General features: G+C 70.6%; 20 protein-coding genes. 9 read left to right on the forward strand and 11 right to left on the reverse strand.

The genetic code is table 11. From position 1 onward, the window contains the following. Positions 1-36: 36 nt before the first annotated feature. The 5 genes from pglX to FHG89_RS08700 form a co-directional block, all read right to left on the reverse strand. The gene (gene pglX, locus FHG89_RS08680; protein WP_139583851.1) at positions 37-3,549 is read right to left on the reverse strand and encodes a BREX-2 system adenine-specific DNA-methyltransferase PglX; all 3,513 of its coding nucleotides are present in this window, start codon (positions 3,547-3,549) and stop codon (positions 37-39) included. After that, positions 3,546-5,654, reverse strand: a complete 2,109-nt coding sequence (locus FHG89_RS08685; RefSeq protein WP_244295278.1) for a prolyl oligopeptidase family serine peptidase — start codon at positions 5,652-5,654, stop codon at positions 3,546-3,548. The genes pglX and FHG89_RS08685 overlap by 4 nt, the downstream gene beginning before the upstream one ends. 61 nt (positions 5,655-5,715) lie before the next feature. Continuing rightward, positions 5,716-6,126 carry a type II toxin-antitoxin system VapC family toxin gene (locus FHG89_RS08690; RefSeq protein WP_139583853.1) on the reverse strand — a complete coding sequence of 137 codons (411 nt, stop codon included), beginning with the start codon at positions 6,124-6,126 and terminating at the stop codon, positions 5,716-5,718. Continuing rightward, positions 6,123-6,404, reverse strand: a complete 282-nt coding sequence (locus FHG89_RS08695) for a hypothetical protein (RefSeq protein WP_139583854.1) — start codon at positions 6,402-6,404, stop codon at positions 6,123-6,125. Before FHG89_RS08695 ends, FHG89_RS08690 begins: the two co-directional genes overlap by 4 nt. Before the next feature lie 88 nt (positions 6,405-6,492). After that, positions 6,493-6,813, reverse strand: coding sequence for a hypothetical protein (locus tag FHG89_RS08700; protein ID WP_139583855.1), 321 nt, complete (start codon positions 6,811-6,813; stop codon positions 6,493-6,495). A gap of 218 nt (positions 6,814-7,031) precedes the next feature. Between FHG89_RS08700 and FHG89_RS08705 the strand changes: the two genes are divergently transcribed. After that, positions 7,032-7,322 (forward strand): hypothetical protein, encoded by a 291-nt coding sequence (locus FHG89_RS08705; protein ID WP_167517361.1) that lies wholly within the window; start codon positions 7,032-7,034, stop codon positions 7,320-7,322. After that, positions 7,319-8,782, forward strand: a complete 1,464-nt coding sequence (locus tag FHG89_RS08710) for a magnesium transporter MgtE N-terminal domain-containing protein (protein WP_139583857.1) — start codon at positions 7,319-7,321, stop codon at positions 8,780-8,782. The genes FHG89_RS08705 and FHG89_RS08710 overlap by 4 nt, the downstream gene beginning before the upstream one ends. Before the next feature lie 17 nt (positions 8,783-8,799). On the opposite strand, the gene pglW is transcribed toward FHG89_RS08710, so the two are convergent. After that, complete coding sequence (gene pglW, locus FHG89_RS08715; protein WP_139583858.1) at positions 8,800-12,942, reverse strand: BREX system serine/threonine kinase PglW; 4,143 nt, start codon at positions 12,940-12,942, stop codon at positions 8,800-8,802. Positions 12,943-13,114: 172 nt separating this feature from the next. Here pglW and FHG89_RS08720 point away from each other — a divergent pair, with 172 nt between their 5' ends. From FHG89_RS08720 to FHG89_RS08730, 3 genes are read left to right on the forward strand one after another with little or no spacing between them, the layout of a single operon-like run. Next, entirely contained in the window at positions 13,115-13,879 is a 765-nt protein-coding gene (locus FHG89_RS08720; RefSeq protein WP_139583859.1) for a hypothetical protein, read from the forward strand. A gap of 41 nt (positions 13,880-13,920) precedes the next feature. Then, positions 13,921-15,189, forward strand: a complete 1,269-nt coding sequence (locus FHG89_RS08725) for a 7-cyano-7-deazaguanine synthase (protein ID WP_139583860.1) — start codon at positions 13,921-13,923, stop codon at positions 15,187-15,189. Between the two features lie 19 nt (positions 15,190-15,208). Continuing rightward, complete coding sequence (locus FHG89_RS08730; RefSeq protein WP_139583861.1) at positions 15,209-16,354, forward strand: site-2 protease family protein; 1,146 nt, start codon at positions 15,209-15,211, stop codon at positions 16,352-16,354. On the opposite strand, the gene FHG89_RS08735 is transcribed toward FHG89_RS08730, so the two are convergent. Beyond that, on the reverse strand, positions 16,339-17,613 hold the full coding sequence (locus FHG89_RS08735) for an FAD-binding protein (protein ID WP_208760906.1): 1,275 nt from the start codon (positions 17,611-17,613) through the stop codon (positions 16,339-16,341). The two genes, FHG89_RS08730 and FHG89_RS08735, sit on opposite strands and share 16 nt — an antisense overlap. Further along, positions 17,610-18,380: a hypothetical protein gene (locus tag FHG89_RS08740; RefSeq protein WP_139583862.1), complete on the reverse strand. Its 771-nt coding sequence runs from the start codon at positions 18,378-18,380 to the stop codon at positions 17,610-17,612. The genes FHG89_RS08735 and FHG89_RS08740 overlap by 4 nt, the downstream gene beginning before the upstream one ends. A 101-nt stretch (positions 18,381-18,481) precedes the next feature. Between FHG89_RS08740 and FHG89_RS08745 the strand changes: the two genes are divergently transcribed. Further along, entirely contained in the window at positions 18,482-18,907 is a 426-nt protein-coding gene (locus tag FHG89_RS08745; RefSeq protein WP_139583863.1) for a hypothetical protein, read from the forward strand. 9 nt (positions 18,908-18,916) lie between these two features. On the opposite strand, the gene FHG89_RS08750 is transcribed toward FHG89_RS08745, so the two are convergent. Beyond that, a complete protein-coding gene (locus FHG89_RS08750) occupies positions 18,917-19,846 on the reverse strand; it encodes an LLM class F420-dependent oxidoreductase (RefSeq protein ID WP_139583864.1) in 930 nt (309 codons plus the stop codon). Between the two features lie 100 nt (positions 19,847-19,946). Here FHG89_RS08750 and FHG89_RS08755 point away from each other — a divergent pair, with 100 nt between their 5' ends. Together FHG89_RS08755 and FHG89_RS08760 are read left to right on the forward strand one after the other, a co-directional pair. Beyond that, complete coding sequence (locus FHG89_RS08755) at positions 19,947-20,258, forward strand: ArsR/SmtB family transcription factor (RefSeq protein WP_244295280.1); 312 nt, start codon at positions 19,947-19,949, stop codon at positions 20,256-20,258. Between the two features lies 1 nt (position 20,259). Further along, positions 20,260-20,778 (forward strand): SRPBCC family protein, encoded by a 519-nt coding sequence (locus FHG89_RS08760; protein WP_139583866.1) that lies wholly within the window; start codon positions 20,260-20,262, stop codon positions 20,776-20,778. 38 nt (positions 20,779-20,816) lie between these two features. Here FHG89_RS08760 and FHG89_RS08765 read toward each other — a convergent pair whose 3' ends face one another. Together FHG89_RS08765 and FHG89_RS08770 are read right to left on the reverse strand one after the other, a co-directional pair. Then, entirely contained in the window at positions 20,817-21,854 is a 1,038-nt protein-coding gene (locus tag FHG89_RS08765; RefSeq protein WP_139583867.1) for a hypothetical protein, read from the reverse strand. Beyond that, positions 21,854-22,123 (reverse strand): hypothetical protein, encoded by a 270-nt coding sequence (locus FHG89_RS08770; RefSeq protein WP_139583868.1) that lies wholly within the window; start codon positions 22,121-22,123, stop codon positions 21,854-21,856. The genes FHG89_RS08765 and FHG89_RS08770 overlap by 1 nt, the downstream gene beginning before the upstream one ends. A gap of 551 nt (positions 22,124-22,674) precedes the next feature. Here FHG89_RS08770 and FHG89_RS08775 point away from each other — a divergent pair. Then, positions 22,675-23,154 carry a hypothetical protein gene (locus FHG89_RS08775; RefSeq protein ID WP_139583869.1) on the forward strand — a complete coding sequence of 160 codons (480 nt, stop codon included), beginning with the start codon at positions 22,675-22,677 and terminating at the stop codon, positions 23,152-23,154. Positions 23,155-23,218: the final 64 nt, after the last annotated feature.

The raw sequence follows: 23,218 nt of genomic DNA on the forward strand, positions 1-23,218 counted from the left end.
GATTGACTTGGGTATTCACGCTGGCGCTCGCCAAAGTCACGGAAGCTCCGGCACGCCGCGCAGTAGCGCCAGCGCTGAGCGGTCGGAGCTGAGCTGGGACAGCTCGGCGTTGATGAAGTCGGTGAAGAACTCGGCGGGCGACCCGGGGAACGTCGGGTGGTCCCCGGAGTGCCACTGGTGCAGCCATGGCTCGATCTCGACCAGCCCGGCGAGCAGCGGCAGTAGCCGGTGCGCCGGCCACGCCTCCTGCGTCTTCCGGTCAAGGTAGACGGTGGCGAGCGCCTGTGCCTGGGCCAGGTGATCCCACCCGGCCCAACCGAGCAGCTCACTGCCGTCGCTGTCCCGCCCCGCCTGGGGGTAGGAGATGAACCGCTCCTTCGGCACGTCGAGCTTGCCGCGCGCCCGCCAGTACGACGGCCGGACGAAGTCCGCCGAGGCGTACTTCGGCGGCACCTCGATCTCGACCTTCTCCCCCGCATCCTCCCGGCGCTGCAACGCCCAGGTCCGCTCCCACTGCGCCCGCTTGCGCAGCCCGGACGGCTTGTAGCGCTGCGCCGGCAGGTACGGCACATGCTCATCAGCGATCAGCAGGCCCAACGTCCTGGTCAGGTCGTAGTTGTCGTGTCCGACCCACAGGTCCAGCACCGCCCGGAAGTCCTGATCATGGCCGACCCGGTCCGCGAGCTGCGCCACCGACAGCGGCGTCGGCTGCCCGCCCCACAACTCCGGTGCCTCCAACCGATCGAGCAGCCAATCCTGCAACGCTGCCTTTTCCTGCTCAGCCCATCCCCATCTCTGCTTGTCCCGCTTTTGCGACCAACGCCGCTTGCACTCCGGCCGCTCGATCAGCCCGATGTATCGGTTTGACGCAATAGTGGCAATACGCTTCTCAACCAGGGATCGGTACTCCGCCGGCCAGTGCGGCTGCGGCTGGTCGATCGGCTTGGACTCGTGCCGGTCAAACCAGGCTGTTCGCGCCTCGCTTTTGCACAGGACGATCTCGAAGGCCCGCTCGCCCAGCGCCAACTTGGGCGGGTTCGCGCAAGTCAGGTCCTCGTCGATCAACCCGTACAGCCGGTAGACCTCCCAGTCCAGCTCCTCCTGATGCGCAATCATCCGCGCCCGCACGGACTGGTATTCCGCCTCAGCCTCCGCGAGCCGCTGCCGAGTAGGCACCCCCGACGCGGTAACCGCTGCCGGCGTCAGGCTGGAGAGCCGTTGCGCCAGCCCATCCAGCTCCCGCGCCCGCTCCAACGGGTACGCCGCCGGCAGCGGGAACTCTTGCAACTTCGTTCCGGTGAACTCGTAGCGCTCTTCCCATGCTTCGTCTTGCATGCCACGTCCGACGCCGCCGCCTGCCTTAGGCTGGCTAACCTGCTTCAGCCAGAAGCAAGCGGTCGAGCTGTTCAACACCCCGAGCGGCCGCAGGTGATCGTCCTCCGTCGCCCCCTCCGGCAACTTGATCACCGGAGCCGACTGCTTGAAGACCTTCCCGCCCCGATCCAGCACAAAATGGTTATGCGTAGCCACGAACGCAAAGGCGATCGACAGCGGTACTCGATACCGCTTGGCGAAGAACATGGAGTACTCAAACCAGGTGAGGCCACGTTCGAGTTGGGTTTCCCCATAAGCGACCCGCTGGGCAAGGGTGGACTTCATCGGCCAAAGCAACCTCCGCATCGACGGAGTGGCAACCGAATCGAAAGTCTCCTCGCGGTAGGGCCAGAGGGACATGACTGGATCGGAGATTGCCCAGTCGCGACTCACTTCCCCCTCGACGAGCGGGCGCTGCTGAGCTCCGGGTATACCGGCTCGCCGCAGCGGTCCGGCACCGACCATGTAGGCGCTATCTTCACGGGTCACCGCGCCGAAGCCGATCTCGTTGACCACCTCCGAAAAGCGGCTGGGCGCTCGAGTCAGGAACTCCATCAGCCCGGCGGCGCCGCCACCCGACAGGCTCCACGGATGGCTGCTCAACTGGGATCGACCGAGGTCCGCAACGGTGATCCACTCCGACTCTGACCCTGGGAGGTCGACCTGCCGGACGACCGCCTGCCACACCAAACCGTCGGCGGGAATCTCGGGCGCCGACGGCTCGCCTCGCACTCCGAGGACCGTTCGCAGCGTTGCCGCACGGCGGCGCTTGTTGGCCCGGCCGACGAGAATCACCGTCGGCGTGCCATGACCTGGAATGTAGGTGCCGGAGGTGTCGATCACCTCGGTCAGCTCGACCTCGTGGGCGAAGTAGCCTTCGATGAGCTTCTTGCCGAATTCGCGCTTCATGAAGGCGTTCCCGGTGATCTGGCCCACGTACCCTGCCCCCTCACCGTGCTCATCCGACCGCTTCGCGAGATCGAAGAAGCGCTTGGCGAACGGCACCGTCAGTGCGTACTGCCGGTGGCAGACGGTCGGGTAGATGCTGCGGTAGAGCTGGTTGCGGGCGCTGTCGGAGACGGTGATGTAGGGCGGGTTGCCGACCACCACCGTGTACTGGTTCTCGGCCAGGTAGTCCTTGAGTAGGTCGGCGTCCTCGCTCTCGTACGCGAATACCTCCCGGCCCTCCATCTCGGCGAGCAGGTCGCCCTGAGCGCGGGAGCTGAACGCCCCCCACGGCAGCAGCGTGTCGCCGGTCGCCACCCGGATTGGCCACTCCGGCGTCCGTTCCAACTTGGTCAGTCCGCACACCTTCATCCCGACGATCAGCAGCCGGAAGCGGGAGATCGCCACCGCGAACGGGTTGATGTCGACGCCGGTCACCTGGCCGAGCGCCCGCTCGGCGAGCACCTTGATATCGGTGGCCGGTTCCCGGTGCTGCCACTTGCGAACGAGCCGGTGGAACGCGCCGAGCAGGAAGTGGCCGGAGCCGCACGTCGGGTCGATCACGCTGGTCGCGGCGAGGCCGAACTCCTTGACCGCCGGCTCGAAGGTGCGGTCGAGGATGAACTCCTCCACGAACTCCGGCGTCTGCAACAGCGCGTATGTCTTCTTCGCGTGCGTCGACAGGTCCTGGTAGAGGTCGCCCAGGAAGCGGGTGTTCAGGTCATCGCGGCGCAGCGACTCCTGCCCCGCGCCCCGCCGGAAGAAGTCGCTCAGCTCCTCCGCGGCCGGGCCGGAGATGGCGAACCGCCAGACCGGGTTGTGCTGGTCGAAGATCTTGCCGGTGGCCTTGAGTTCGGCCAGGTAGCCGAACGCCTCCCGCAGCCAGTGCCGGTCGTTCTCCCGAGGGTTGGCGATCAGGTACGCCTGCCGGTGCTGCACCGCCCGCTCGGCCGGCGCGGCCGGGTCGGCACCACCGATCCACAGCTTCTCGACCAGCTCGTTGTCCTCGCAGAACCGGACGAACACACAGCCGAGCACCCAGGCCACCGCCGCCTGGTCGAGCACGTCGTCGAGCCAGGTCTCGAAGCTGCCGCCGACCCGCTCGGCGGCCTTCGCCTGGGCGTACTCCTGGCGCAGCTTCGCCCGCAGGCCCGGCGCCTCCGCGACCTGCCGGCGCAGGTCCTCCACCAGGGTCTTGACCTGCGCCTGAAGCGCCTTCAGCTCGATCACCGCCAGAGTGTACGGCCGGCCGGCTCAACCGAGTCGTCCGGCGAGACCTGGCGCGGTAGGGGCGCATGCGGTTGTCCGGTCAGCTTCCACCACAGGAGCTCCAGCGTCAGCGCCCACACGAAGGCCCGCTGCTCGTTGTTCGCCGCCGCGCCGTGCCCACCCTCGACGTTCTCGTAGTACGCCACGTCGTGGCCGTGCTCGCGCAGGCGGGCCGCCATCTTGCGAGCGTGCGCCGGATGCACCCGGTCGTCGCGGGTCGATGTGACGAGCAGGACCGGCGGGTACGGCCGTCCGCCGCGGATCTTGTGGTACGGCGAGTACTCCCGCAGGTAGGCCCAGTCGGCCGGGTCGTCCGGGTCGCCGTACTCGGCCATCCACGAGGCTCCGGCCAGCAGCCGGTGGTAGCGCCGCATGTCCAGCACCGGCACGTGCGCGACGACCGCCCCAAACAGCTTCGGGTAGCGGGTCAGCATCACCCCCGTCAGCAGCCCGCCGTTGCTGCCGCCCTCGATGCCGAACCGCTCCGGCGTGGTGATCCCACGCGTCACCAGGTCGGCCGCCACCGCCGCGAAGTCCTCGTACGCCCGGGGCCGGTTCTCCCGCAGCGCGGCGCGGTGCCACTCGGGGCCGTACTCGCCGCCGCCGCGGATGTTCGCCACCACGTAGCTGCCGCCCCTGGCCAGCCAGCCCTGCCCGATGATCCCGCTGTAGTGCGGGGTCAGCGAGACCTCGTAGCCGCCGTACCCGGTGAGCAGCGTCGGCCCGCCGGGCGCAGCCGGGTCGCCCACCACGAAGTACGGCACTCGGGTTCCGTCGGCCGAGGTGGCGAAGAACTGGCGTACCGCCAGGCCGTCCGCGTCGAAGAACGCCGGCTCCCGCTTCAGCGTCTCGACCGTGCCGCAGACCTGGCCGAGCCGCAGCGTCGCCGGTTGCAGGAACCCTTCGGAGGTGAGCAGGTAGGCGTCGTCGTGGTCCGGGTCGGTCTCCACGATCCGGCTGTGGTCGAAATCCGGCACCCCCGCGAGCGGCTCCCGCCGCCAACCCGTCTCGCCGGGCGTCAGCACCTCCAGCCGGCTCCGCACGTCGACGAGGGTGGCCAGGATCAGATGGTTCCGGGTCCAGACGTAAGAGCTCAGCGCCGTGCGAGCGTCGGGCCGGAAGAGCACCGCCAGCTCCCGCTGGCCAGCGAGGAACGCCTCGAATCGGGTCGCCAGCAGAACGCCGGCGGGATGGGTCACCCCACCGACCGGCCACGGCGAGCGCAGCCGGATCAAAAGCCACTCCCGGTGTACGTCCCACCAGGCGTCCTCCGGCACCTCGATCCGGGTCAGTTCGCCCGCCCCGGCCAGCAGGTAGCTCTGGGTGCGATAGAAGTCCAGGCTGCGAACGACGAAGTCGCGCTCGAACCCAGGGGTTGGATCGTGCGAGGCGAACACCGCGACGTCCTCCGGCCGCCCCTCATGCACCGTGTCGGCCGCCGACAGCGGCGTGCCTCGCCGCCAGCGTTTCGCGACCCGTGGGTACCCGGAGGAGGTTAGCGACCCCGGCCCGAAGTCGGTGCCGACGTAGATGTTGTCCGCGTCGATCCAGCAGACCCGGGTCTTCGCCTCCGGCAGCGTGAAGCCGTCCTCGACGAAAGCCCGGCGGAGCAGGTCGAACTCGCGCACCACGACGGCGTCGGCGCCGCCCCGGGACAGGCTGATCAGGCAGCGCTCATAGCCGGGCCGCAGCACCGTCACCCCGCTCCAGACCCAGTTCTCGCCCTCCTCCGCCGCCAACGCGTCGACGTCGAGCAGCATGTCCCACTCCGGCTCAGGCCGGCGGTACTCATCGAGCGTCGTCCGCCGCCAGACCCCACGCGGGCGCGACGCGTCCTTCCAGAAGTCGTAGTAGAGGTGATCCCCGCGCCACCCCGGATAGGGAATACGGTCCTCGGCATCGAGCACCTGCCGGATCTCGGCCCGCAACCCGGCGAACGCCTCGCCTCCGGTCAACGCGGCGGTGGTCTCCGCGTTGCGGTCCCGCACCCACCCGACGGCGTCCGCGCCATCAAGATCTTCCAGCCAGAGGTACGGGTCATCGCCCTCGTCGATCAACCTCGCCACCCTCGCCACTATCCCCGACGAGTGACCACCATCCACGCCATGTCGGCATGCCGCCTGAGCGTTAGTCCCAGGTCTGACTGATGTCGAGGATTTCCAGCCCCGGGGGCATCACCGGCGACACGATCTTCGGGTCTCGGGTGACCAGATAGCAGCGGTAGAGTGCGGCGGTCGCGACAGCGTGCGCGACATCCAGCGACACGTGTGAACGCGCGGCGATACGGGCAACCCGTCGGCTCGTGGCCGCGTCGTAGACCGCTACCTGGGTGTCGCGGTCCTCCGTGAACAACAGGTCAAGCATGGTGGCGGCTGCAGTGCCCGCCAGTTCGAGCTGCGCCTGCCCCAGGCAAAGGGCGGGGACCCACACCTGCTGCTCCGGGTCTTCCTCCGCGAGGGTCAGCATGGCACCAGGTTCGACGCTGGTCCCCGAGGCGTAGGCGAGAAGAGCAGAGGTGTCGAGGACCAGGCCGTTCACGCGGCTGCAGTCCCCTCATCGTCGAACTGGCGAAGCCACTCGAGATTGCGGGCATGCTGCTCGTCACTGATCGGCGGGAGAGCCGCCAGGCGAGCCCGGGTCCTTTCGACGTCCTCGTCGGTGACCACGTAGCCAAGCTGCGCCCACCTCGCACGGAGACTGTCGGCGCGCATCTTCCGACGGAGGATCCCGGCGATGAAACCGGACGTGTTGCCCTGGGTGCGCTCGACGTAAGCAGCCACGTCGTCGGGCAGGCTGATCGTGATGCGGCGAGTCATACTCTGAGCATACCTGCTGCATACTGACTGAGCGCCCCCCGGCGGTCACGCCACGCGGTTACTCGCCGCGCCGGCCGCTTCGATCCAGTCACTGGCGAGCCACAGCGACTGGCTGGCCCGGCGAGGTCAGCGGCAACTGCACCCCGTCCAGCACCGCCGGGTCGGGACGCCGCGCCGGCACCAGCAGCAGCCGGGCCGCCGGCCGGGGCCGGGTCGGGTCGGCCAGTTCCTGGAGCAGCCCGAGCTGACCGTACCGGGCCAGCGGCGCCGCCTCGGTGATCAGCACCGGCCCGTCGGCGGCGGCGATCGCCGCGCTGACCGCCGGGACCACCTGATGCCGAACCAGGTCCACCAGGCTGCGGAAATCGGCGTCCAGCGGCGAGCCGTTTGTCAGCCGCGACGAGGCCAAGCGGCCCTGATGGATTCTGTTGACTTACCGCTCTATCCTCTGTGGATGTCGGCAAAACAGATCACTCGGTTGGGGTTGAGGTGGACGCGGAACTGTTGACCCTTGCGAACACCGCAGGAGCCACCCTCGTGGGGCTCCTGGCCACCGATGCTTGGGATCGCGTGAAGTCGGCTGTCGGCTCTCTCTGGCGCCGGTCGCGCCCCGACCACGCCGAGGTCGTGGAGGCCGAGTTGATCGAGGCGCACCAGGAGGCCGTCGCTGCTCGGGCCGCAGGGGACGATTCGGCGCACGGTGAGCTGGTCGCCGAGTGGCAGCTGAAGCTGCGCCGCCTGCTGGCGGCCGACCCGACCGTGGCGACCGAGCTACGCCGCCTGCTGGACGAGTTCACCCCTCGGCTTCCGGAAGGTGGCCAGACCTGGTCCGGCTCCGTGACGATGACCGGCACCGCGTCGGGCCGGGGCAGGGTCTTCCAGATCGCCCAGGGGCACATGACCATCACTGAGTCATGAGCGACGACCGGCCGCCCGTCACCGGCGGCGTCCACCTGCATGCCGAGGCGACCGAGCACGGCCACGTGTACCAGATCGCGCATGGCAACATGTACATCGGCGCCGATGGCATGGCCACCACCAGGGAGATCCTCTCTCTGTCCATCGCCGAGGCGGCGCGGCGCCTGTCCGACCTGCCGACGAACGAGGCGGTCGCCGTCCTGGCGACCATCGATCCGTTCGCCGCCGCCAACCGACTGAGCGCCATGCGCCCGGACCGGGCCGCGGACGTCCTGGCCAACATGGACGAGGTGGCAGCAGGTGTTCGCCTGGCCCACATGAACAGCGCCTCTGCCGGGGAAGTCCTACCGCAGATGCCGACCGACCGGGCGCGGCTCCTGCTGGCGGCGCTGCCCCACGAATACGCCCTGAAGATCCTCGCTACCGAACACTTTCTCGCGATCCTTCCCCTGCTTCCCGTCGCCGTGGCGGCCCAGGCGATCTCGGGCAACCAACCTCAGGTGATTGCGCAGATCCTTCAGGCTCTGCCCGAAGACCAGCGCTTCGAGACGTGGCGGGCACTGCCGGACAAGGCCGCCGAGGTCTTCCGGTTGATGCCACCGGAGTGGCTCGGGTCGGTTGTCGCCCAGTTACCGCCGGACCAGGCGGGCAGGCTGTGCAGGGTGCTCGAAGACGCCCAGGCGGCGGCGCTTATGTGCCGCCTGCCCCGGGCGCCCGAGGTGCTTTCGCACTACTGGGGGTACGCCCTTCAGGACGGGCGGTTCATTCCGCTGATGGTCGACAACCTGGCCGCGGACGTTCTGGGGGACGTGCTGAAACTCCTGCCCCCAGCAAACGCGCAGCGGCTCCTGGTGGCGGCCTACCAAGACACCAGTGCTGATTACTGGAACGTTCGGATGCGCAACGAACGGGTCGGTGAGGCGCTGACGAAACTTCCCGACCCGCTGGCTCGGTGGCTCACCGCCGCCCTACCTCCCAAGGTCGCCGCCGAGATCACGGAGAAACGGAACGGCTGCCTGCGGGCTGGGCATCCGGATCCGCGCGCCGAAGCCATCACCGCCATGCTGTCGTGGCCCGACGACCAGCTTCGGGCCGCCTTGGAGAGGATGCCGGACAAGGAGACGGCGGCGTTACTGGTCATGGTGCCACCCGAGCGTGGGGCGTGGCTTCTCGCCAACGCCTCTGGCAGCAGGCTTCGCGCGCTGGCCTGGGCCGCACCCCGCGGTGACCGCTTCAATGAACTCGTCGCGGCGATGCCGGCCCGGCAGGTCAGGGACATGTTGACGTGGGTGCACCCGTGGCTCATGTGGTGCTTCTTCGAGGGCCCGCTCGACGGGACGAAGCGGTCACTGCTCGAAAAGCTGCCACCGGTACGGCGCTGGGCCTGGCGTACCTGGGCCCTCGCTCTGATGGAGAGCCTCCACGAATATCGCACCCGGGGACAGTCGTATTTTCGATAGCGTACGGGCGATTGGCGTCACGATCCTGGCCGCGCGGACGTCCGAACCGGCGGGACAGCCGCCTCGATCCAGTCGTTGGCAAGCCACAGCGACTGGCTGGCCGGTGAGGTCAGTGGCAACTGCACCCCGTCCAGCACCGCCGGCTCGGGGCGGCGCGCCGGCACCAGCAGCAGCCGGGCCGCCGGCCGGGGCCGGGTCGGGTCGGCCAGCTCCTGAAGCAACGCGAGCTGCCCGTACCGGGCCAGCGGCGCCGCCTCGGTGAGGAGCACCGGCCCGTCGGCGGCGGCGATCGCCGCGCCGACCGCCGGGACCACCTGATGCCGGACCAGGTCCACCAGACTGCGGAAGTCCGCGTCCAGCGTCGAGCCGTTGTCGGCCGCCACGATCGCCTCCCACGGGAAGCCCAGCGCACGCAGCCGGTCCAGCAGGATCGCCGTGACGTCCACTTCGGTCAGCGACAGCCGGGCCAGCAGCGCCCGCCGGGCCGGGCCGAGCCGGCGCAGTGGCGCCAGCACCGCGAGGAAGGCCCGCCGGTCGATGGCAGAGGCGAGCTTGTCTCCCACCTCGTCGGCGGCGGTGAGCCCGAGCAGCGGTGCGTGGGTGGTGGCCAGCCGGGTGCCTGTCACCGACGCCGTCGTGGTCGCCGGCCCGTACACCCGGTCGTGCGGGTGCCAGGTCAGCGGTACCTCGGCTGCGGCGAGCAGGGCGTTCAGTGCGGGCCGCTTCGGCAGCCGCTCCGCGCGGGGGAAGCGGCTCTGCACCCGGTCGCGGATCTGCTCCTCGCTGAGCCGCTGCCCGATCAGGCTGCCCACCGACAGCCGCAGCGCCCGCTCCGCCGGCATCCCCACCGGGTAGAGCTGCCCCTGCGCGTTGACGTCGACCCGATCGTTGCGGGCGGCCGCCGCGAGCTGCAACAGCCGCAGGTCGGCCACGGCCGGCATCCCGGCCGGCACGGGCAGCCGGCGCAGCTCCTCGACGGCACGTTGCCGGGTCGGCAGCGGATCGGCGCCGGCCAGCTCGGCGGCCCGGCCACCCAGCTCCACCACGTACCCCAGGAAGTCGGCGGCGGTGACGTCGGACGCCGGATCGTCCGGTTCCCGGCCGACCAGGACGGTGCCGGAGGTGCGGAACCGGTGGATGGCCACCCGGGCGTCCCCGCCGGTGCTCAGCTCGGCCTCGACGGCGGCGCGGACCAGCCCGATCGCCTGTGGCAGCCGCTTCGGCTCGGGCGTGTAGGAGCCGCGGGCGGCGATCAGCGCCTGCGCCAACTCCTCGGCGGACATCACCGCGCCACGGGCGTCGAGCAGCGCCACGATCTCGTTGCGCACCGCCTCCAGCGCCGGCTCCCCCAGCCAGTTCCTAGCCTGGGCAGCGAGCAGCTTGGAGATCTGTGGCTGGCTCCGGCCGGTGGCCCGGGCCGCCTCACTCTGCGCCGGCCAGCACAGGAACTCACCGTCGTCGGTGGGCGTCTGCCCGAGCAGCACGGCCAGCGTCCGGTGGTTGCGGGACGTCGAGGCGGGAAGCAGAGTCGCGCAGAGTGCCTCCACGCCCTGCGCCAGCGGCTGCTCGTCGACGGCGGCCGACTCGCTGCCGCCGGGCAGCACGGCGCGCAGCGCCCGCGCCTGGGCAAGGATCTCCTTGCGGGTGGCGTCCGGCACTCCCTTGGCCCGGGTCAACGCCGACGGTTCCGCGTCCAGCAGCTCGCCGACGGTGTGCAGGCCGAGCCGTTCCAGCGCCGAGCGCGCCCTGGCGGTCAGCTCGGTGACCTCCAGCGGTGACTCACGAGTCAACCCCACCGCCGCCGGCACCGGGCCGACCGGCGTCACCGCCGGCTGCGGGACCTGCTGGAAGATGGCCCTCCAGGCGTCGGTCATCTCGTCGACCGTGTCGAACCGGGCCGCCGCGTCCCTCGCCAGCGCCCGGCCGAAGAACTCCACCAGCCGGTCGGCGACCGCCGGGTCGAACACCGCCGGGTCGAGGGCCACCTCGTCGCTGACCACGGCCGGGTTGGCGTTGTCACCCCAGCGGGGCAGCACGCCGGTCGCCATCTCATAGAGCACGACGGCCGCCGCGAACCGCTCGGCAGCCGCGTCGTAGCGCAGCCGGCGCGGCGGACCGAGGAACGGATCGAGGTACCCGATGGTGCCCGCGCCGAGCTGGTCCGCGGGGGCGGACGAGAGCGAAAAGTCGAAGACGCACAGGTGCGGCTGCTTGTCCTTCGGCCGCGGCCGGGCCGCCAGGTTGGCCGGCTTCAGGTCGCGGTGCCAGACGCCCTGGCCGTCGAGGTAGTTGACGATGTCGAGCAGGTCCCGGCCGTACCGCTCCAGCAGGTCCAGCGCCAGCCGGCCGCCGCGCAGCTCCTCGGCGAGGGTCCGCTGCCCGGCGCTCTCCATCAGCAGGGCGGTCCGGCCGCCGACCCGCACCGGGCCGTCGACCAGCGCGGCCACCTGGGGGTGTTTCAACCGCGCGAGGGTACGCGCCTCCGCCGTCAGCCGTTCCTCGTGCTGCTCGTCGCGGGCGACTTTCAGCACCAGGTCACGCGACTCCCCGTCGCGAGTGACGAGGAAGGCGACGGCGGTGGCACCGGAGCCGAGCCGGTCCTTCACCTCCAGGCCGCCGTCGAGCACGTCACCCCGGTGGGCGGACAGCGGGTCGGCGACCGGCTCGGGCTCAGGCGCGGTCAGCTCCTCCCAGACCTTCTCCAGGTCCTTGTGGAACCGGGAGACGCTGGGCAGCCGTTGCGCCGGATCGCCCCGGGTCGCGTCGTAGACCAGGGTGACCAGCGTGTGCGGCATGCCGTCGACCGCGGCATCGAGGTGCAGGCCGCTGTCGCGGACCGCGTTGACGAGTTCCTCCGGCGTGGCGGCCGGTACCGCCCCGGCGAAGATCCGGTACGCCAGCGCGCCGAGGGAGAACACGTCGAGCTGGTGGCCCGGCAGCCGGGTGGCGTTCTCGGCCTCCGGCGCCTGGTAGCGGCGGACCTCATCGTCGAAGAACAGCTCCAGGCTGGCGGGGTCGCTCGACGGGCCGAGCCGGGTGAGCTGGGTCGTGCCGGCCAACCGGCCGCCGGTCTGCCAGTCGGTTACCACCAGCGTCGGGCGCGGCCCGTCCGGGTTACCGACGTAGATCGCCCGAGGCGAGAGCGCCCGGTGGGCCAGCCTGCGGGAGTGCGCGTAGTCGATGATCTCGGCGAGATCCTGCACCAGCTGCAATCGCTGGGCCAGGGTCAACGCATCGCCGCGTCGCAGCAGCCACTGGTCGAGGCGTACCCACTCCTCCTGGTGGTCGAAGATGACCGCAGGGCCCCACGAGTGCTCGACCAGGTCGTGCGCCCGCGCTACCCCGGGATGGTGAATGCCCTGCAGCAGGCGGAACTCCCGCTCCGCCGCCCTGCGGATCGCCGGGATTTCATGCTCGGCGGCCCGGCTGGTCAGGTAGAACCGCACCCGACGCACCAGCGAGGTGTCCAGCGCGTGCCCGGCGAGGAAGTCCTGCCAGCCGAGCCCTTCGGCGAACGGTTTCGGATGCAGCAGCAGTTGACCGACCTTGCGGTCGGCCACCGAGGGGCGGATCTTCGCGCCGCGCACCAGCTCGACGATGTCCCGGCCGCGCGCCTCGTCCACCAGATGGTCCGGGTTTCGCGGCAGGGCGAGCAGCAGCTTCTTCAGACCGGGCAAGCCGGAATCGTGCTGCTCCAGCCCGTAGATGTGCTGGCCGCCGATCGCGTCCAGGTCGGCCCGCATCGCCTTCGCGTGCATGAAGACCGCCGCCCCGACATAGGGCGTCTCACGCTGCCGCCCGTGTTGCTTGGCGTAGTAGCGGATCAGGCTGGCCAGCCGCTTCGCCTTCCGATTGGCCAGAATGTACGGGTTGTCTTCGGGGATCAGCCGAGAATTCGGCGCCCGGCGGAGCCACTGGGTTCCGTCACCGCGGATCTCCCCCTGCCAGTGCTTCAGCTCCAGCACGTAGAGCCCGCTCGGGGTCAACACCAGGGCGTCGACCTCGTTGATCGAGCCGTCGGCGCCGACGAACTCGACGTTCGTCCAAACGTGGTACGGGTCGGCGTCGGGCAGATAGCCGGCCAGCTCGCGCAGACCGTCCTGCTCCCAGATGTACGAGCTGGAGTTGATCTGCTCCCAGCGCGGTGAATCCTCCCGCATGCGCCGACCCTTCCGCCCCGGCCGTCATGTTCCGGCTCAGGCTGCGCACTTTACCGTTTCGGTGCTTGATCAGCGGAGACCACCGCTCCGCACACGTAGTGCATCTGGCCAAACACCCTGTGTATCAATAGACTTCGCTCGACGTCCTTCCCAACCCCTCCGGGAGGTCGCCATGGGCACGTCGACCCGTCTACCAGGTCCGAAGAACGACAGCTGGACCGGTGCCAAGGTCCGGTTGGGTAGCTGGATACCGGACGCCGCGAGCCGGCCTGATCAACTACTCGGGCATGACCAACAGCGCGCCGAGGCGATCGCGGCCCAGTACCAGCGAGCGTTGCGAGACGCCCTGAACGCAGATCCGGAGGCGTTCGGCATCCGTGCGGCAGCGGAGCAGGCCGGCGGACGGCTGATCGAGCTGCTCGATGGCCTCGGGCGAGCGGATCTTCCGCTGGTGGGGGACTTGACCGCGGGGGATGACGCCGACGAGTTTGTCCGGCGGTTCGTCGGGCAGGTCGCCGGCGATGGCCAACTCATCGTGGATGCCGCCGTCCGCCGGGCCGCCCGACGCGTCGCGGAACACCTGGTGACGCAGGAAGGACCACTCGCCGATCCTGGCCGTCCAAGACCGGTCACCGGCGAGCTGTTCTGCGCGTTGTATCGTGCGTTCTTCGGTGAGGTGGTCGGCGAATTCGTACACATTCTCATCGCGGAGAACATCAAGATCGCCGCACCGGCACTGGTCATCCTCGATCCGACCGATGTGGTGGCTGGCTTCGTTGCCGATCAGGTCGTCAAGGTGCTGCCCAACCCCTGCGCCGAGGCGGTCAACCGTGGGCCTGAGCCACCACGGCTCGCCGATGTCGCCAAGGACCTGCTGACCAGCACCGTGACCCAGGCCCTCGGGCTCGGCGACAACGGGCTGGAGCTGGCGGCGTGAGCCGGGCCAGCTTCGCGTATCACTACGCGGCCCGGGGTGGAGTGTCCACCGACCGCAAGCGGGAGATGATCGGATGGCCGCTGCTTGAGCACGCCGACCAGCGGTTGCAGAAATTGGCCGAGGTACCCCAGGACCGCCCGGACTGGGCCCAGGACCTGTTGCAGATCGCCCGAGCCGTGTACCTGGCCGACAAGCTGTCGCTGCGCGAGTACGCAGTCGACGGCTGGACCCGAAGGATCGACCTGTCCGTGGAGGTGGTCGACCCCTCCGTCTGGAGCCCGCCGACGCTGCGGCTGCTGTCCCACCTCGCGGAGACGTTAAGCGCGGATCAATGGACGATCAACGTCCGGGTCGGCGGGCAGCGGTGGCCCCAGCAGGGACGGACCACCTACGCCGATGTGGGAGAGGTGGCCCTGTTCTCCGGAGGCCTCGATTCCACCGCGTGGGTGGCAGAGCGTGCCAAGGTCGCGGCCGGCCCCCTCCTGCTCGTCTCCTACTTCGAACCCCAGTGGGGCAGCCAACAGGACCAGACTCTCAGCGCGATCGAGAGCTCGGCCCGTCGCGACATCGAGCAACTCAAGGCGTCGCAGCAGGTCCGTCTCACCAGAAAGCTGGAAAAATCTGCGCGTACCCGCGGGCTGCTCTATCTCGCCACCGCCATCTACCTCGCCGCCGCCCACGGGGTGCCACAGGTGGTCGTACCAGAGAACGGGCAACTCGCCGTCAATCCCCCGCTCACACCGGCCCGGGTGGCCGCCTGCTCCACGAAATCTGTACATCCCGGAACACTGCACCTGCTCAACTCGTTGATCGATGCTCTCGGCGGCGCGGTGACCGTCGTCAACCCATACCTGCACCTCACGAAGGGAGAGGTCTGCCGGCAGGCCCTGGACGCTGGTCTGGCTCCGGCGACCCTCACCCATGCCACCATCAGCTGTGGGCGCCCACCACGGGACCGACCGGGTGCCGAGCACTATCACTGCGGGACCTGTTACCCCTGTCTGGTACGCCATTCTGGTCTCCTTACCGCGCTCGGAAGCGACAGCACCCCGTACAAGACGGATGTGTGGATGCTCGGCGACCGGGAAAGGGCTGCCATCGATCGGCGAGCGCTGCACCGATGGTTGTGCCGCCCCATCTCGATTCGGGACCTGACCATTGACACCCCGCTGCCGGACACCGTCGCTTCCGGTCCGCTGCTCGACGTGGTGGAGCGTGGTCGGAGGGAACTTGTACAGATGTTCGCTCGACACGGCCAACCGATCACACCAACCGAGACGCCACCTCGTCGATTGGCATGGGCAGGCTGAGCAGGGGTATGAGCCCGGGATGAGGGCGAGTTTCCGGCTTGGGCGGATCGCGGGGGTGCCGGTCGGCGTCAACTGGAGCGTTCTGGTCATCTTCGCGCTGATCGCGTGGGGCCTGGCCGCGAACCAGTTCCCCCGCTCGTACCCGGACCGCTCGCCGGTGGCGTACGCCCTCGCGGGCCTGGCCGCGGCGGTGGTCTTCTTCGTCGGGCTGCTGGCCCACGAGGTGTCGCACGCGGTGGTGGCGAAGCGCAACGGGCTGGAGGTCGACGGCATCACGCTCTGGTTGTTCGGCGGGGTGGCCGAGCTGCGGGGCGAGCCGCGCGACCCGGGCGCGGAGCTGCGGATCTCCGGGGTGGGCCCGCTGGTCAGCCTGCTGCTCGGGGCGTTCTTCGGTGCCATCGCGTTGCTGCTGGCGCTGGTCGGGCAGGGCGGGCTGCTCTTCGGCGCGGTGGCATGGCTGGCCGGCATCAACGTGCTGCTGGCCGTCTTCAACGTGCTGCCGGCCGCGCCGCTGGACGGCGGTCGGCTGCTGCGCGCCGCCGTGTGGAAGGCCACCGGCGACCGGACCCGGGGGTCCGTCGTCGCGGCCCGGGCCGGCTGGGTGCTGGGCGTGCTGCTGATCGGTCTCGGGCTGTGGCAGTTCCTGTCCGGGGTCGGGTTCGGTGGCCTCTGGCTGGTGCTGATCGGCTGGTTCCTGATCGGGGCGGCCGGCATGGAGGAGCGGCAGGTGCGCACCGGCAGCGCTCTGCGCGGGATCCGGGTCGGCGAGGTGATGACCCCGCAGCCGCAGACCGCCTCGGCGGACATGACGGTCGCCGACTTCGTCGATCACTACCTGTTCGCGTACCGGCATTCGGCGTTGCCGCTGACCGAGGAGGGCCGGCCGACCGGGCTGGTCACCCTGGACCGGGTGCGGGGCGTACCGGCCGACAGGCGGGCGTCGACCACGCTGGCCGAGGTGGCCTGCCGGGCCGACCAGCTGGTCCTCGCCGAGCCGGACGAACAGCTCAACGACCTGCTGCCCCGGCTCAGTGAGTGCGCCGACGGCCGAGCCCTCGTGGTGGACGACGACGGCCGCCTGGCCGGCATCGTCTCCCCCAGCGACATCAGCCGCGCCGTCCAGCGGGGCACCCTGCGCACCCCGACCGGTCAGCGGGGGACGTAGCGGTCCAGCAGGTCGGTGCGGAACTTTCCGGTCGGGTCCAGGTGCGTGAGCAGGGCGGTGAAGTCGTCGTACCTCGGGTAGCGGGCGGCCAGCTCCGCCGGGTCGGTGACGAAGACCTTGCCCCAGTGCGGGCGGGGCGCGAACGGCGCCAGCCGCTCCTCCACGGCGGCCAGGACCGGGAGCACCGCGGTGGCGTCGTCGATCCAGGTGAAGTGCACGACGAAGCTGTCCCGCCGGTGGTTCGGGCTGAGCCACAGCTCGTCCGCCGCGACCGTCCGCAACTCGCACACCTGCAACACCGGGGCGATCAGGTGCGCCACCTCGTCCAGCGCGGCCAGCGCCTCGGTGGCCGCCGAGCGGGGCAGGTGGTATTCGGACTGGAGCTCGTCGCCGCTGCTGGGCGTGAAGCCGAGCTTGAAGTGCGGCAGCCGCTCGTGCCACGGGCCGGGCACACCGAGCTGCGGGGTGCAGTTCTCCGCCGGCATCCCGAGCACGGGGTGCCGGGGCTCGTCGGCGGCCGTGGTGCCGAGCCAGCCCGCCTCCGGTGGCGTCTGGTCCACCGCCTGCTTGCGCCACACCTCCCGCAGCCGGGGCGTACGCCAGTCGGTGAAGACGCTCACGCTGTACGCCGAGCCGAGCGCGTCGTCCAGCGCCTCCCGGGCCAGGTCGAGGCGGACGTACTGGCGCAGCTCGAAGGCCGGCACCAGGTCCAGGGTGACCCGGGTGACCAGGCCGAGCGCGCCGAGCCCGACCACCATGCCGTGGAACGTGTCCCCGTCGGTGTCGCGGTCCACGTTCAGCAGGTCACCGCCGGCGGTGACCAGTTCCAGGGCGGCGACGGAGGTGGCCAGGTTGCCGTGGGTCTGCCCGGAGCCGTGGGTGGCGGTGGCCACCGCGCCGGCCACCGAGATGTGCGGCAGCGAGGCGAGGTTCGCCAGCGCGTACCCCTGGGTGTGCAGGTGTCGGGCGACGTCGCCGTAGCGCAGCGCGGCGGCGACGGTGACCCGCCGGCGCCGCGGGTCCACGTCGATCTCCGGCGGCAGACCGGCCAGGGTGACCAGGTCCCCGTCGGTGTCGCCGAAGCGGTTGAAGGAGTGCCCGGTGCCGACCGCCCGGATCCGGTCGCTGGCGGCGACGAGCCGGCGCAGGTCGTCGGTGGACGTGGGCCGGTGGAACGCCCGCGCGCCGTAGCGGACGTTTCCGGCCCAGTTGCGGCGCGGCACGTCGGCCGCCGTGGCGTCCTGTCCCTGCACGGTCATGTGGCGGTCTCCCGGTCGGTGGACTGGTGGTCGGCCAGCGCGGCGGCGAGGGCGTCCAGGGCGGCGTCGGTCGGATGGGTGCCGTACCCCCGCTGGGCGATCGGCAGGCCGGCGGCGCGGACGCGTTCGATCTCGGTGCGGGCCGCCCGGCGGGCCGACGTGTCCCCGGACACCAGGGCGTCCTGGCCGCGCCGGATCAACCGGTCCACCTGGTCCATCCGGTATCCGCGCAGGCCGGTGGGGAGGTCCGGGTCGGCGAAGGCGGCGCGGCGCAACGCCTGCAGGTCCACGAAACGGTCGCCGGCGTAGCGGGTGAGCGCGGCGGAGACCTGTTCGGGCTGTTCGCGGACCTGGTCGAGGACGAGCAGTTCGATGGCGGGCCGGCCGTCGAGCGGATGACGGGCGGTCGCCGGCCCGATCGTCACGTCCGGCGCGGGTACCAGCAGCAGGCGCGGCGGCTCCGGTCGGCCGTCACGCCGGGGCGGCTCGTCGAGGACCAGCGCGTCGACCTCGGCCCACGGCAGCGACCGGCGCAGGCCCGGCCGTCGGACGGTGAGCCCGTCCGCGCCGATCCCGAACCGGAACGGCCGCAGCGCGCTGACCAGCGCAACGCCGCCGAGGGCGATGGCACCGATCGCGACGATCGTCCGGAGCAGGGCCCCGTCGCGGGGCAGGGCCAGCAGAACCACCCCACCGAGTACGCAGACCAGGGCGAGCACGCGGGCGCCCCGACTCCGGCGCAGTTCCACGCTCGGACCCCCGTTCATGACCGTGGCGTCGGTCCCCGCATCCTCCGCCAGACCGGGCGCCACGGACACCGGACGATCGGGCACGGTTGTTCTCGCCATCGTCGGGGAACCCTACGCCCATGAGCAGCTACCGTGATCCGGCCCCACGGGGCGACGTCTTCCCCTCCGAGGAGGAGCTGGACCCGACGGGCAGCGAGGTCGAGCAGGCCAGCAACCCGCCGGCCAGCGGCCTGCCGAGTCATCCGGCGCCCACACCTGGGCCGCGACCCACACCGGCGCCCGCGCCGGCCCCGACGCCGGTGCCGTCGCCCGGGCCGCCGCCGCGCGTCTCCGGCGCCGGGTCGCAGTCCATCGTGACCCGTCACCTGGACGGGTCGGTGGAGGTGGTCACCGACCTCGACGGCGACGGTGTCGCCGACATCGTCCAGATCGACGTGGACGGCGACGGCGTTCCGGACATCACCTACGTGGACAGTGACCGCGACGGCCGGCTGGACACCGTGCTGCGCGACCCGGGCGCGGTCGGCGCCCGGCGGGGCTACTGACCGACCGGCTCAGAGCTTCGCCATCACCTCGCTGGCCACCAGTTCCAGGTGCGCCAGGTCGGAGAGGTCCAGCACCTGGAAATAGATGCGCTGGCTGCCGGCCTCCGCGTACCGGCCGATGGTGTCGAGAACCTCGGCGGGCGTACCGGCGACGCCGTTGGCGCGCAGTTCGTCCGGCTCGCGGCCGATGGCGGCGGCCCGGCGGGCCACCTCGGCGTCGTCCCGCCCGCAGCAGAGCACCAGCGCGTTGGACCAGATCATCTGGGCCGGGTCACGCCCGATCTCGGTGCACGCCGCGCGGACCCGGTCGAACTGGGCCACCGTGTCCGGCACGGACGCGAACGGCAGGTTGAACTCGTCGGCGTAGCGGGCGGCCAGCCGGGGGGTGCGCTTCGGTCCCATCCCGCCGAGCAGGATCGGCGGGTGGGGCTGCTGGACCGGCTTGGGCAGAGCGGGTGAGTCGACGATCGGGTAGTACCGGCCGTCGTAGCGGAACCGCTCCCCCGCCGGCGTGTCCCAGAGACCCGTGATGACGGCGAGCTGCTCCTCCAGGCGGTCGAACCGCTCCCCCAGCGCCGGGAACGGGATGCCGTACGCGCTGTGCTCGTCGGCGTACCAGCCGGTGCCGATGCCCAGCTCCACCCGACCGCCGCTCATCTGGTCGACCTGCGCCACGGTGATCGCCAGTGGGCCGGGCAGCCGGAAGGTGGCCGCCGTCATCAGCGTGCCGAGCCGGATCCGGCTGGTGTCCCGGGCCAGCCCGGCCAGGGTGGTCCAGGCGTCGGTGGGGCCGGGGTCGCCGCTGACGTCGCCCATCTTGAGGTAGTGGTCGGATCGGAAGAACGCCCCGTAGCCGGCGTCCTCCGCGCAGCGGGCCACGGCGAGCAACTGGTCGTAGCTCGCGCCCTGCTGGGGTTCGGTGAAGATCCGCAGTTCCATGATCCCGAGCATAGGTAGCCGACCGGGCGTGCCGCTCCCGGATGGGAGGCAGCGCTCATATACCTTGACGGTCATATGAATGGTGAGGCATATTGGGCAGGTGTCCACCGACGCCTTCACCGTCCTCGCCGAACCCACCCGGCGCCGGATCCTCGACCAGCTCCGCGACGCCGAGCGCAGCGTCGGCGAGCTGGTCGACGGGCTCGGAGTCAGCCAGCCGGCCGTCTCCAAACACCTACGGGTGCTCCGCGAGGCCGGCTTCGTCACCTGCCGGACGGCCGCCCGACAACGGATCTACCGCCTCGACCCGGGCCCGCTGCGGGCCGTCGACGGCTGGCTCGACCCGTACCGCCGGCTCTGGACCCGGCACCTGGACGCCCTCGAACGGCACCTCGACAGTCAGGAGCAGTGACATGGACCGCGACGCGTTCCGCCCGAGCCCACCCGCCGACGCGCGCGCCGACGGCACCACCCTGGTCTTCGTCCGCGACCTCCGGCATCCGCCGACCACGGTGTGGACGGCACTGACCGACCCGGCGCAGCTCGCGCGGTGGGCGCCGTTCCTCGCCGACCGTGACCTCGGACGCCCCGGCGCCGCCGTGCTCACCCTCGTCGATGGCGAGACGACCCAGCAGCACCCGGCGACGGTACGCCGGGCCGAGCCGCCACATCTGCTGGAGTACACCTGGGGCGACGACCTGCTGCGCTGGGAGCTGAGCCCTCTGGGCACCGGCACCCGGCTCACCCTGCGGCACACCGTCGACGACCCAGGCATGCTGCCGATGGTCGCGGCGGGTTGGCACCTCTGCCTCGACGTGGCCGACCGGCTGCTCGACGGCCATCCGGTCGGCCCGATCCGTGGCGCCGAGGCCAAGGACTTCGGCTGGCCCGAGCTGCGCGACACGTACGCCGAACGCCTCGGCGAGGTCTGACCCGGCGGCCCCGGGCGAACCGGGGCCGCCGGGACCGCTCAGACGTACGGTCGGGTGGCGTACGCGGTGCGCAGCGCGGCCAACCCGGCCGACTTGGGTGAGAGGGTGCCCCACCCGGAGTTGAAGTAGTTGGTCCGGGCGATCCGTGGCCCACGCTCGGCGTTGAGCTGGGCGATGGCCGCCGGGACGGTGGCGATCCAGGCCGGCTGGTCGGGGATCTCGGCGGACCGCACCCCCCACTCGGCGATGATCGCGGGTCGGGACAGCGCCACCGGCCCGAGGTCCGCCGCCGCCCAGTCCTTGGTGCGGCGGAACCGGGACAGCGCGGTCTGCCCGACAGCCGTGGCGTAGACGTTCCACTGCAGGAAGTCCAACCGGGACATCAGCGGCTCCGGGTGGGTGCGCTGGAAGCAGGCCCGGTCGAAGCCGGCGACCCCGACCGAGAAGGTGGTGTTGGGAGGCAGCGTCCGAGCCTTGAACCAGGTGAGGATGTAGTTCATCGCCTGCACGGCCCGCGCGTCCGACTCGGCCCAGGTGTACGCCTTGCCGTCCTCGGTGGTGCCGAACTCGTGATCGGTGTCCAACTCCGAGGCGAGCTGGATGTTCACCCCGAAGCCGAGGAACCGGTACTGCGCCAGGGCGCGGTGCAGCAACCCGTCACACTGGCCCCTGAGCACCTGGCCGTACCCGTACGCCTTGGGCCAGGTGGTGCCGGGCCGCTGCTGGATGGTCATCGACGGCGCCGGCACGGTGTAGTCGGTGACATCCACCCGGAAGCTCTGCGGCCCGGCGTTCGGAGCACCGTAGTGCTTCAGCTCCAGCACCATGTTCATCTGCACCCCGGCCTTACCGAGGTCGATGAGCCAGGGCCGGTTGTAGCCGGGGAAGACGTACCCGTCGGCGAAACTGCGGTACTGGGTGAGCGAGCGGAAGTTGCCGCCGGCCATGTCGGCGGTCGGGTCGGCGCCACCGGAGAGGTAGTAGCCGCCGAGCACCGGCTGACGCAGCTCGTAGTCGGCGGTGGCGGTCGCGGTGTGTCCGGCGGCGTCACGGACCTGGACGGTGACGCGGGGCATCACGCCACCGCCCGGTACACGGCTACGGCGCCGTTGTCGGAAACCCGGTTCCAGGTACGCCCGGAGTCGTCTGTGACGGTCACGGTCAGCGGGTCGATGACGGCGGCGACCTTGACCGGTGCGCTGCTGTTGCCCTGCGCGTCGGTGACCACGATGGTGACGGTCAACGGTTTGGTGTCGGCGTCGGAATAGGTGATGGTCAGCAGCATCTGGTCACCCGGGGCGTACACGGATGCGCTCAGGGCTGCGGTCGCGATGGGAGTGGCCATGTCGGACCCTCTCTGCTCGGGTCCCGCCGTGGGTCGGGCGTACGGAAGCGACACCGACCCCACGCGGAGTCCTCGGTGGCGAAAGGCCGGCGGGCGCGGATGCGGCGCCTGACTGCCGGCGGTGAATGACGTCCTTGTCCCGGGTGGGCGTCGACACCGCTGCGGGCGCCCGCAGCGGTGGGGCGGGGTGGGCGAGGGCGACACCGTCGCGGACGATGCTGTCCGCGCCGGGCCGGAGGAATGGGATGTGGCCCGACATCCGTCCGCCTCTTCCCCTGCCCTCTACAGTGCTCTACCTGGGGCTTTACCGTCTTGTCCAGTTTGCGACAGTGCTGCCGACTTGCCACCAAAGAGCCGGCCTGCGACGCCGAGTCAACGGGCGCGGCAGCTAGGTGATCATGGTGGACCGGGAGCCTCGACCCGCCAGCCGCGACGCTGGCCTTGATCACTTCGTGCTGAGTAGTTGGCGAGCGCCGTCGACGACTACTCAGCACGAAGTGATCAAGCCGCGCGCACGTCGGCCACGGAGCTTGTCAATGTAACGTTGACACGTGACGGCGGAGCTGGATCAGTTGGCCGACGTTCGCGTCACCCGCGCCGGGCTGGACGAGCGGGAGTTGGACCTCATCGACCGGGCGCGCCACGGTGGTGCGACGTGGGCGCAGATCGCCACGGCGTTGGGCCTCGGCAGCCGGCAGGCCGCCGAGCAGCGACGTCAACGCCTGCTCGCCGCTCGGTGGGCGCGGCGGCAGCACCTCGATCTCCGCCTCCCGCCGCAGATCGTGACGCTGCGCAGCGCCGTGGCCGATCTCGATCGGTGGATCGCGGCGGACCGACGGTGGGACACCCGGTTCCGTCGGGCGCCCCTCGTACGGAGCACGGTGGACGCCGCGCTGGATGCCGCCCCGGGCTCCCTGTACGCGTTGGCCCTGCACCTCCTCGCCGATCTGGCCGACGCGGGCGAGCGGCTGCCACCAGCGGTCCGGGCCGTCGAGGCGAAGCTGGCCACCACCCTGTCAACGAATCATTGACACAACTTCACCGATATTGCTCTCGCATGACTCAAGAACCAAGGTATGAATCAGTCCGGCTCAA

The sequence above is a fragment of the Micromonospora orduensis genome (assembly GCF_006228125.1).
Classification (GTDB): Bacteria; Actinomycetota; Actinomycetes; order Mycobacteriales; family Micromonosporaceae; genus Micromonospora; species Micromonospora orduensis.

What these genes read in the sequence shown, in the direction of transcription:
- FHG89_RS08695 (WP_139583854.1), bottom strand. Translation starts at nt 6,404, where the DNA reads ATGACTCGCCGCATCACGATCAGCCTGCCCGACGACGTGGCTGCTTAC.
- FHG89_RS08710 (WP_139583857.1), top strand. Translation starts at nt 7,319, where the DNA reads ATGAGCGACGACCGGCCGCCCGTCACCGGCGGCGTCCACCTGCATGCC.
- pglW (WP_139583858.1), bottom strand. Translation starts at nt 12,942, where the DNA reads ATGCGGGAGGATTCACCGCGCTGGGAGCAGATCAACTCCAGCTCGTAC.
- FHG89_RS08720 (WP_139583859.1), top strand. Translation starts at nt 13,115, where the DNA reads ATGGGCACGTCGACCCGTCTACCAGGTCCGAAGAACGACAGCTGGACC.
- FHG89_RS08730 (WP_139583861.1), top strand. Translation starts at nt 15,209, where the DNA reads ATGAGGGCGAGTTTCCGGCTTGGGCGGATCGCGGGGGTGCCGGTCGGC.
- FHG89_RS08735 (WP_208760906.1), bottom strand. Translation starts at nt 17,613, where the DNA reads ATGACCGTGCAGGGACAGGACGCCACGGCGGCCGACGTGCCGCGCCGC.
- FHG89_RS08740 (WP_139583862.1), bottom strand. Translation starts at nt 18,380, where the DNA reads ATGAACGGGGGTCCGAGCGTGGAACTGCGCCGGAGTCGGGGCGCCCGC.
- FHG89_RS08745 (WP_139583863.1), top strand. Translation starts at nt 18,482, where the DNA reads ATGAGCAGCTACCGTGATCCGGCCCCACGGGGCGACGTCTTCCCCTCC.
- FHG89_RS08750 (WP_139583864.1), bottom strand. Translation starts at nt 19,846, where the DNA reads ATGGAACTGCGGATCTTCACCGAACCCCAGCAGGGCGCGAGCTACGAC.
- FHG89_RS08760 (WP_139583866.1), top strand. Translation starts at nt 20,260, where the DNA reads ATGGACCGCGACGCGTTCCGCCCGAGCCCACCCGCCGACGCGCGCGCC.
- FHG89_RS08765 (WP_139583867.1), bottom strand. Translation starts at nt 21,854, where the DNA reads ATGCCCCGCGTCACCGTCCAGGTCCGTGACGCCGCCGGACACACCGCG.
- FHG89_RS08770 (WP_139583868.1), bottom strand. Translation starts at nt 22,123, where the DNA reads ATGGCCACTCCCATCGCGACCGCAGCCCTGAGCGCATCCGTGTACGCC.